Origin of the sequence: Nocardia noduli, from assembly GCF_019038455.1 — a bacterium.
Classification (GTDB): Bacteria; Actinomycetota; Actinomycetes; order Mycobacteriales; family Mycobacteriaceae; genus Nocardia; species Nocardia noduli.
Window position 1 is genome coordinate 1 of record NZ_JAFMPL010000177.1, and the last position, 8,784, is coordinate 8,784.

The 8,784-nt window shown below is 66.8% G+C and carries 8 protein-coding genes; 6 read left to right on the forward strand and 2 right to left on the reverse strand.

Annotated elements, in window-relative coordinates; genetic code table 11:
• The 5 genes from secD to JZ792_RS39900 all read left to right on the forward strand — a co-directional run.
• The coding region (gene secD, locus JZ792_RS39880; RefSeq protein WP_216918074.1) for a protein translocase subunit SecD at positions 1-1,187 on the forward strand (1,187 nt) is incomplete at its 5' end.
• Positions 1,184-2,386, forward strand: coding sequence for a protein translocase subunit SecF (gene secF / locus JZ792_RS39885; RefSeq protein WP_216918075.1), 1,203 nt, complete (start codon positions 1,184-1,186; stop codon positions 2,384-2,386). The genes secD and secF, both read left to right, overlap by 4 nt.
• Positions 2,387-2,414: 28 nt before the next feature.
• Positions 2,415-4,121, forward strand: a complete 1,707-nt coding sequence (locus JZ792_RS39890; protein WP_216918076.1) for an ABC transporter substrate-binding protein — start codon at positions 2,415-2,417, stop codon at positions 4,119-4,121.
• Positions 4,122-4,158: 37 nt separating this feature from the next.
• Entirely contained in the window at positions 4,159-4,731 is a 573-nt protein-coding gene (locus tag JZ792_RS39895; protein WP_216918077.1) for an adenine phosphoribosyltransferase, read from the forward strand.
• A gap of 233 nt (positions 4,732-4,964) precedes the next feature.
• Positions 4,965-6,542, forward strand: coding sequence for an ABC-F family ATP-binding cassette domain-containing protein (locus JZ792_RS39900; RefSeq protein WP_216918078.1), 1,578 nt, complete (start codon positions 4,965-4,967; stop codon positions 6,540-6,542).
• Positions 6,543-6,551: 9 nt separating this feature from the next.
• On the opposite strand, the gene JZ792_RS39905 is transcribed toward JZ792_RS39900, so the two are convergent.
• Complete coding sequence (locus tag JZ792_RS39905) at positions 6,552-7,295, reverse strand: hypothetical protein (protein WP_216918079.1); 744 nt, start codon at positions 7,293-7,295, stop codon at positions 6,552-6,554.
• Between the two features lie 112 nt (positions 7,296-7,407).
• The gene (locus tag JZ792_RS39910; RefSeq protein ID WP_216918080.1) at positions 7,408-7,761 is read right to left on the reverse strand and encodes an MmcQ/YjbR family DNA-binding protein; all 354 of its coding nucleotides are present in this window, start codon (positions 7,759-7,761) and stop codon (positions 7,408-7,410) included.
• A 115-nt stretch (positions 7,762-7,876) separates the two neighbouring features.
• On the opposite strand from JZ792_RS39910, the gene JZ792_RS39915 reads away from it, so the two are divergent.
• Positions 7,877-8,784 (forward strand): hypothetical protein (locus tag JZ792_RS39915; protein ID WP_216918081.1); only part of this gene is annotated, 908 nt, incomplete at its 3' end.

Consider the following 8,784-nt stretch of genomic DNA (forward strand, 5'->3'; position numbering starts at 1 on the left):
TCCCCGCGCAGGCGCCCACCTCGCCGCCCGCGCCTCCCGGCAACGGCAACCTGACCACCCAGGAACAGGCGCAGAAGGAGATCGCCGACGCCAGGGCGACCAGGCAGAGCACCGATCCCACCGTGCAGCAGGCCGCGATGCTCGCGATCGACTGCGCCAGGCCCGATCCGCTGGCCGGTAACGACGATCCGACGTTGCCGCTGGTCACCTGCTCGATCCCCGGTGCGGAGAATCCCGAGGTCTATCTGCTCGGTCCCAGCCGCATCGACGGCCAGGAGATCAAGGACGCGAGCGCGGGCCTGAACTCGCAGCAGGCCCGGCACGAGGTCAACCTGGAGTTCAAATCCGGCGGTAGCGATGCCTGGGCGGCGCTGACCGGCGAGATGGTCAACAAGCGGGTCGCCTTCGTCCTCGACTCGCGGGTCGTCTCGGCCCCCGTCGTGCAGCAGGGCCCGCAGCAGGGTGGTCGCACCACCATCTCCGGCAGTTTCACCGCGGCCAGTTCCAAGGAACTCGCCAACACCCTGAAGTACGGCTCGCTGCCCCTGTCGTTCCAGACCTCGGAAGCGGAGACGGTCTCGGCGACGCTGGGTCTGTCCTCGCTGCGCGCGGGTCTGCTCGCGGGTGCGATCGGCCTGGCGGTGGTGCTGCTGTACTGCCTGGCCTACTACCGCATGCTCGGTTTCCTCGCCGGGTTCTCGCTGATCGCGGCGGGCTTCGCGGTGTACGGCATCATCGTGCTACTCGGGCGATGGATCGGATTCACCCTGGACCTGGCCGGTATCGCGGGTCTGATCATCGGTATCGGTCTGACCGCCGACTCCTTCGTCGTGTTCTTCGAACGCATCAAGGACGAGATGCGCGAAGGCCGCAGCTTCCGTTCGGCGGTGCCGCGCGGCTGGGCGCGGGCCCAGCGCACCAACCTCTCCGGTAAGACCGTGAGCCTCATCGCCTCGGTGGTGCTCTACATTCTCGCCGCGGGTCAGGTGAAGGGTTTCGCGTTCACCCTCGGTATCACCACCGTGCTCGACGTGATCGTGCTCTACCTGGTCACCGCACCGCTGATGATGCTTGCCTCGCGTTCGCCGTGGTGGTCCAAGCCCTCGGTGAACGGACTCGGTGCGATGCAACAGATAGCCAGGGAACGCGGCGCGGGCGGCGTTCCGGTGAAGGAGACTTCCCGATGAGCACTCCCACCCTGGACCGGTTCGACGACGAGCCGCAGCGTGATCACGCGCCCCAGCACAGCATCTTCGAGCGCCTCTACACCGGCACCGGTGGTTTCGAGATCGTCGGTAGGCGGCGTTTCTACTACGCGCTGGGCGCGGCGTTCGTCGTGTTGTCGTTGCTGAGCATCGCGGTTCGCGGGTTCACCCTCGGCATCGATTTCGAGGGCGGCTCGCGGATCCAGTTGCCCGCCGCCGAGAACGTCACCACGCAGAAGGCCGAGGATGTTTATTCCGCGACCTTCGGCCACGACCCGGTCTCGGTGCAGAAGGTCGGCTCCGGTGCCGCGGCGACCATCCAGATCCGTTCGGACTCACTGGACCTCGCGCAGACCGAACAGTTGCAGAACGCGCTGTTCACGGCATTCCAGCCCAAGGATTCCTCCGGGACGGTGAGCCGCAACGCGATCAGCATCGCGGAGATCAGCGAGACCTGGGGTAGTCAGATCACCCGTCAGGCGCTGATCGCGCTGCTGGTGTTCGTCGCGCTGACGATGATCTACATCGCGATCCGATTCGAACGCGATATGTCGATCGCGGCGATCACCTCGCTGTTCTTCAACCTGATAGTCACCGCGGGCGTCTATTCGCTGGTCGGATTCGAGGTGACCCCGGCGGCGGTGATCGGCCTGCTCACGATTCTGGGCTACGTGCTCTACGACAACGTCGTGGTGTTCGACAAGGTCGAGGAGAACACCAGGGGCGTCCTGCACCTGACCAAACGCACCTACGGCGAACAGGCGAACCTGGCCGCGAATCAGACGCTGATGCGCTCGATCAACACCACGATCATCGGTATCCTGCCGATCATCGGCATGCTGGTCATCGCGGTGTGGCTGCTCGGCGTCGGCACCCTCAAGGATCTGGCGCTCGTCCAGCTGGTCGGCATGATCGTCGGCGCCTACTCGTCGATCTTCTTCGCCGTGCCGGTGCTCGTCTCGATCAAGGAACGGTTCGGTCCGGTGGCGGCGCACACCAGGAAGGTGCTCGCCCGGCGTTCGGGCGCGGCCTCCGAGCGTGCCCGTCTGGAAGCGGAGCGTCGCGCGGTCGCCGCGACCGGCGGCAGGAAGACTCCCGAGGAAATCCGTCGGGAGTCCGACGATTACTCGCCGCGCCCCGGTGCGCGTCCTAGCGGAAAACGGAACAAACGAAGGCACTGACAACCACACGGTAGGGAGTTTCGTTTCTATGCGACCTCGTCCCGGCGCAGTGTTGCGTCTGCTCGGAGTGGTTGGCGCGGGAGTCTTGGCCGTCGGTACGGTGGTCGGCTGCTCCGGTGAGAACCAGGTGTCCTCCATCGGCTATGCCATCGATGTGCCGATCACCAGCTACAACGGCGGCAGTACCGCCGGGGTGATCGGCGGCGCGCCCGCCGTGTTCGGGCGGGTGCTGACCGGGTTCTTCTATACGGGCCCGGACGGTCAGCAGGTGGCCGACACCGACGCGGGGACCGCGAAGGAGGTGCCGGGGGAGTCGCAGACCATCCAGTACCGACTCAACCCGGACGGCGTGTATTCCGATGGCGTGCCGACCTCGTGCGACGACCTCGTCCTGGCGTGGGCGGCCCGCAGCGGCCGGTTCGCGCAAGGGGGCGCTCCGATGTTCGACGCGGCGGACACGGCGGGGTACTCCGAGATCGAGCGGGTGGAATGCCAGCCCGGATCGAAGGACGCCACCGTGGTCTTCCGTCCGAATCAGTACTTCGTGCCGTGGCGCACCCTGTTCGCCGCGGGCGAACTGGTGCCCGCGCACGTCGCGGCGCGGGCGGCGAATGTGGCGAATGTGGTTTCCGCGTTGCAGACCGGTGATTCCGGGGCCGTCACGCGGTTGGCCGAATTCTGGAACACCGGCTGGACCCTCGGCGCCGACGCGGATCTGTCGAAGTTTCCCTCGTCGGGTCCGTACCGGATCGAATCCTTCAGTGCCGAAGACGGTGTGGTGCTGGTCGCCAACGAGCGCTGGTGGGGCAACAAGGCCGAGACCGGCCGGATCGTGGTGTTCGGCAAAGGCGCCGATCTGAAGTCCAAGGTCGACGACAAATCGGTCGGTGTGCTCGATATCGGCGCGGATTCGGTGCGGGAGCTCGGCACGGGCGGATTCTCGGCGAAGACGGTCCCGGGTCGCGGCGCCGAACAGTTGCTGCTGTCCAATTCGGGCGTCTTCGGCTCGGTGGGGGCACGGCGGGCGTTCGCGCTGTGCGTGCCGCGTCAGGCATTGTTCGACGAACTCGGCAAGGTGGACGACGCGCCGAAGTCGGGACTCGGTTCCGGACCGCTCAATTCACGCACCGTGCAGCAGGATTCGCTGTTCTACGGACCGGCCACCGGTGCGGCCGATCGGTACAAGACCACCGATATCCCCGGTGCCACCAGCGGTTTCGCGTCCGCTCGCGTACCCGCGCCGACCGTCCGCATCGGCTATCTCGGACCGGACGATCGACGGGCGCGCACCGTGGCGATGATCGCCGAGGCGTGTAAACCGGCCGGTGTCACCGTGACCGACGCCGGTTCCGCCGATTTCACGCCCTCGCGGCTCACCGAGGGCGCGGTCGACGCCGTCCTCGGAAGTACCGCGGTGATGCCGGGTCCGGCCGGTTCCCTGTCGGGAATGACGGCGACCAGCGCGTTGCGCACCGATAGCGGACTCAATTTCGGGCGATTCGGGAACGGCCGCTACGATGCGATCACCGATCAGCTTGCGGCCGATGACAACTCGACCGTCCAGTTGAATCTGCTGACCGAGAGCGAGAACCTGCTGTGGTCGGAGATGCCGAGCATCCCCCTGTTCGCCACTCCGCGCACCATCGGCTTCGCGGACGGTCTGCAGAACGGTGTGGCCGGACCCTCGCAAGGCGGTTCCGGCTGGAACATGGACCGCTGGGTGCTGAAGCGGTGACAGGTGCGAATGGGTGAGTGATCATGGAGAGGTGCCGATGAGCAAGCACGCTGCGATCGAATCCGACTACTCGGTCGAAGAGCGAACAGGTCGAGCGGCTGCGCAAGTCGAACGCCTCACCAGGTGGCGTGACGATTTCCCCACTCCAGGTATTCGTTTCGCGGATCTCACCCCGGTTTTCGCCGATCCGCAGGGTTTCCGGGCCGTCATCGATTGCCTCGCGGCGTGCGCCCCCGACGCCGATCTGGTCGCGGGCGTGGACGCGCGCGGCTTCCTGCTCGGCGCGGGTGTCGCGGCCGTTCTCGGCACCGGCGTCCTCGCGGTGCGCAAGGCGGGCAAACTCCCGCCACCGGTCCTGTCGCGGGAATACACCCTCGAATACGGCACCGCGGGCCTGGAGATTCCCGGCGACGGGGTCGAGTTGGCCGGGCGACGCGTCCTGCTGCTCGACGATGTCCTCGCCACCGGCGGCACCCTCGCCGCCGCGGCGTCGCTCTTCGAACAGGCGGGAGCCGAAATCGCCTCCGCCGCAGTGGTTCTCGAACTCGCCGCGCTCGGCGGCCGGGATCGGCAGGGCGATTACCCGGTGACGTCGATCGTCCGGGTCTAGATCGCGTCGATAGATACTCCGTTCCCGGTGCGCACGGCGCACCGGGAACGTCCCGTATCCGGGCCGGTCACCCCGTGTGATCGGAATATCACTGGCGCGCGCCCCGGGTTTGTGTTTACCCTGGACGAGTCCTGCCCCCGCCGATCGGAGTCCGCCGTTGCTCTCATGAGGTAGCGCCTTCGGGCGGCCCGCACACCGCGCGCCGCGATACCGTCGCAACCTCTGGGGTACGCATGAGCACTCTGTCTTTTTCCGATCTCACCTTTTCCTGGCCTGACGGCACCCCCGTCTTCGAGGGGATCGGCGCGGCGCTGGGCCCGGGACATATCGGCCTGGTCGGCGGCAACGGCGCGGGTAAATCGACACTGCTGCGTCTGATCGCGGGCGAACTGCACCCATTGCGCGGCTCGATCACCACCTCCGGCGCGGTCGGCTACCTGCGCCAGGATCTCGGACTCGCCTCCGGTCTGCGGGTCGACGACGTACTCGGGATCGCCGAGATCCGCACGTCACTGCACCGCATCGAATCCGGATCCGGCGACGAGGGCGATTTCGAGGTCGTCGGCACCGCGTGGGATGTCGAGGAGCGGGCCATCGCGCTGCTCGGCCGCCTCGGGCTGCACTACCTCGCCGATTCCGCCGAACACCTGGATCGCACGCTGGAAACGCTGTCCGGCGGGGAAACCGTGCTGCTCGGCCTGGTCGCCGAACTGCTGGCCGAACCCGATGTGCTCCTGCTCGACGAGCCGACCAACAACCTCGATCGGTTCGCGCGAGCGCGGCTATACGAGGTCGTCGAGCAGTTCTCCGGCACCGTGCTGACGGTCAGCCACGATCGTGAACTTCTGGATCGGATGGACACGATCGCGGAACTGCGTCAGGGCGAACTCCGCATGTTCGGCGGCAATTTCACCGTCTACGAACAGATCGTGGCGGCCGAACAGGAGACCGCGCGCGCCGCCATCCGTGATGCCAGAAGCGATGTGCGCAAACAGGCGAGGGAACTCGTCGACACCCGCATCAAACTGGACCGCAGGCAGCGGTACGGCAAGAAGATGTTCGAGAACAAGCGCGAACCCAAGATCGTCATGGGCGCGCGCAAGCGGGCCGCCGAGGTGTCGGCGGGCAAATTGCGCAACAACCACATCGAGAAACTCGACACCGCCAAGGACCAGCTCCAGCAGGCCGAGGAATCGTTGCGCGACGATCGGGAGATCCGTGTCGAACTGCCGGGTACCCGGCTGTACCCGGGGCAGGACGTCATCGAACTCGACCGGGTACCGCTGAGCTGCGGGCCGGTGGTGTCGCTGCGGGTCAGCGGACCCGAGCGGATCGCGCTGACCGGGCGCAACGGCGTCGGCAAGACCACGTTGCTGCGTCGAATCGTCGAGGAACCGCCTAAGGTGGCCTGGCGCATGCTCGCGCAGCGCCTCGATCTCTTCGACGAGCGGCTCTCGGTCTTCGAGAATGTCGCGGCGACGGCACCGCACGCGTCGGCCGAACGGATTCGTGCCCAGCTGGCCCGCTTCCTGTTCCGCGGCGCGGCCGCCGACGTCGCGGCGTCCGCGCTGTCGGGCGGCGAGCGTCTGCGGGCGGCCTTGGCGATGATGCTGCTGGCCGATCCCGCGCCGCGGCTGCTGTTACTGGACGAGCCGACCAACAATCTCGATCTGCCGAGCCTGGATCACCTGACCCAGGCGCTGGCGGGATTCGAGGGCGCGCTCATCGTGGTCAGCCACGACGAGCGCTTCCTCGAGGAGATCGAGGTGACCCGGCATCTCGAACTGACCCTCGACGGTCTGGTCGAGTAGTCGCGGCGCTCAGAATTCGCGGACCGGCAGGGCGAGGGTGTCGAACGCGGCTTCGAGGAAATCGTCGGGCAGGCCGCTGCCGGTCCACGTCCAGTCCGCCGGGCTGACGGACTCGGCGACCTCCTCGACGGCCCAGCCCGCGCGGTCGGGTTCGTCCATCGGGATGCGCAGGGCGATCACCGCCCAGGTGGTCAGCTCGTCGATGCCGAGGTACTGCCACCATTCGGCGTCGCTCCAACCGAGCCGTTCGGTGGCGTGTTCGGTCCAGGCCGCCCGGTACAGCAGGGTGAGCGCGGTCCGCGGATCGGCGTCGGCGGCGGTGACGGCCGCGCGGACGGTGCGCACCAGGCGCAGTTCCTGGGACCGGGGGTGCCTGGCGAAGAAGCTCAGGTTGTCGCGCAGGGTCGCGCGAAAGGCGCGGCCGCGCCCCAGATTCCAGCGTTCGGGCGGGGCCCAGAGACGTCCGGGACCATCGCCGAGACCGGCCGCGCGGGCCCGCGTGGCGATATCGCCGAGTACCGCGTCGCGCCAGCCGAGCCCGTAGACGGTCTGCGCGGCGACGATCGCGTGGACCTGCTCGTCGGTCGCGGCGCCGTCGAGCAGCTCCGCGTCGCATTCGCCCCAGAGCGCGGCCAACGCCGCGGTCACGGCCTGCCTGCACTGCGTATCGAGTTCGCGTCGGGGAATGTCGGTCCATGGCAGCAACGCCAGGTAGGTCCGGTCCCACAGTTCTCGCACCGCTGAATTGTTCACTACCGCTTCCGTGATGTGGTAATCCGGCGCCAGCGCGCATGAAAAGCGCTGGTACAGGGGATTTTCGAAGGTATAGATCGCGCCGGTGTCCGCCGGTGTCCGACCCGGTGACTCAGTCCATCAGCGCCGACAGCTTTTTCGGGGCAACCCGGCGATAGCCGTCGCGGACGATGCCCCGGATTTCGTCCCAGTCCGGATCGACGTCGAGCCGCACACCGATCCAGCCGCGGTGCCCGACGTAGGGCGGGACGAAGAAGCGCCGCGGTTCGGCGTCGACCAATTCACCTTGGACGCCCTCCGGCGCGGGGCACCAGATCGTCGCGCCGGGTTCGCGGTGCGCGTCCTCGAGGTACATGGTGAACGCCGTTCTGCCGCGCACGAAGAAGGTGGGGGAGCCGTGGCTGGCGCGCTCACCGCTCTCCGGGAGTTCGAGGCAGATCGCCCTGATGCGGGTCAACGGGTCCACGTCGGCAGTGTAGAGCCGATATCGGCTCGGCGTCGGCGTGCCGCGCGCCGGGTCGTCGTTGACCGATCTGTTTTAGTCAATTAAACTAAAACTACGTCACGAGAGGAGTCCCGCTATGGGATACGGACATTGGGACGACACCGCCTACCGAGCGGCCAAGACCTACCGCGCCGGACGGGGGATCGACGACTTCGGCTACACCGCGCAGATGCGGGATCAGCCCTACTCGAGCTGGAAGGCGCATCCGGACCTCGATCCGTTCGGCGCGGGCACCCGCGAGTGCCGGGATTCGGCCGACCACGGCAATTCGCTTCCCATCGCGGTGCTGTTCGACGTCACCGGGTCGATGGGGCAGGTGCCGATCATCATGCAGGACAAACTCGGCAAACTGCACGGCCTGCTGCGGTCCAAGGGATACGCCGAGGACCCGCAACTGCTCTTCGGCGCGATCGGTGACGCCGATACCGACCGGGTGCCGCTCCAGATCGGGCAGTTCGAATCCGACAACCGGATGGACGAACAACTGCGCAATATCCTGCTGGAAGGCGGCGGGGGCGGGCAGAAATCCGAAAGCTACGAATTGGCGGCCTATTTCATGGCCACTCATATCGTCACCGACGCGTGGGAGAAGCGTCGCAAACGGGGCTATCTTTTCCTCATCGGTGACGAGCTGAACAAATCCAAGTTGGCATCCCGACATATCCGAGCGGTGATCGGTGATCATGTGCGTACCGATGTCTCGGTGGAATCGGTCTATCGGGAACTCGCCGAACGCTGGCATATCTATTACATCCTGCCGAAACAGTCGAACTACTACGACGACCCGGAGATCGCCGCGCACTGGCGGACACTGCTCGGTCAGAATTTCGTGAAATTGGACGATCCGGCGGCGGTCTGCGAACTCATCGCGCTCACCATCGGATTGGAGGAGGACCGGGTCGACCTGGACACCGGGCTGGCCGATCTGCGCGATATCGGGTCGGTGCGCGAAGCGAGCGCGGTCGGCAAGGCGCTGGGCGGGGA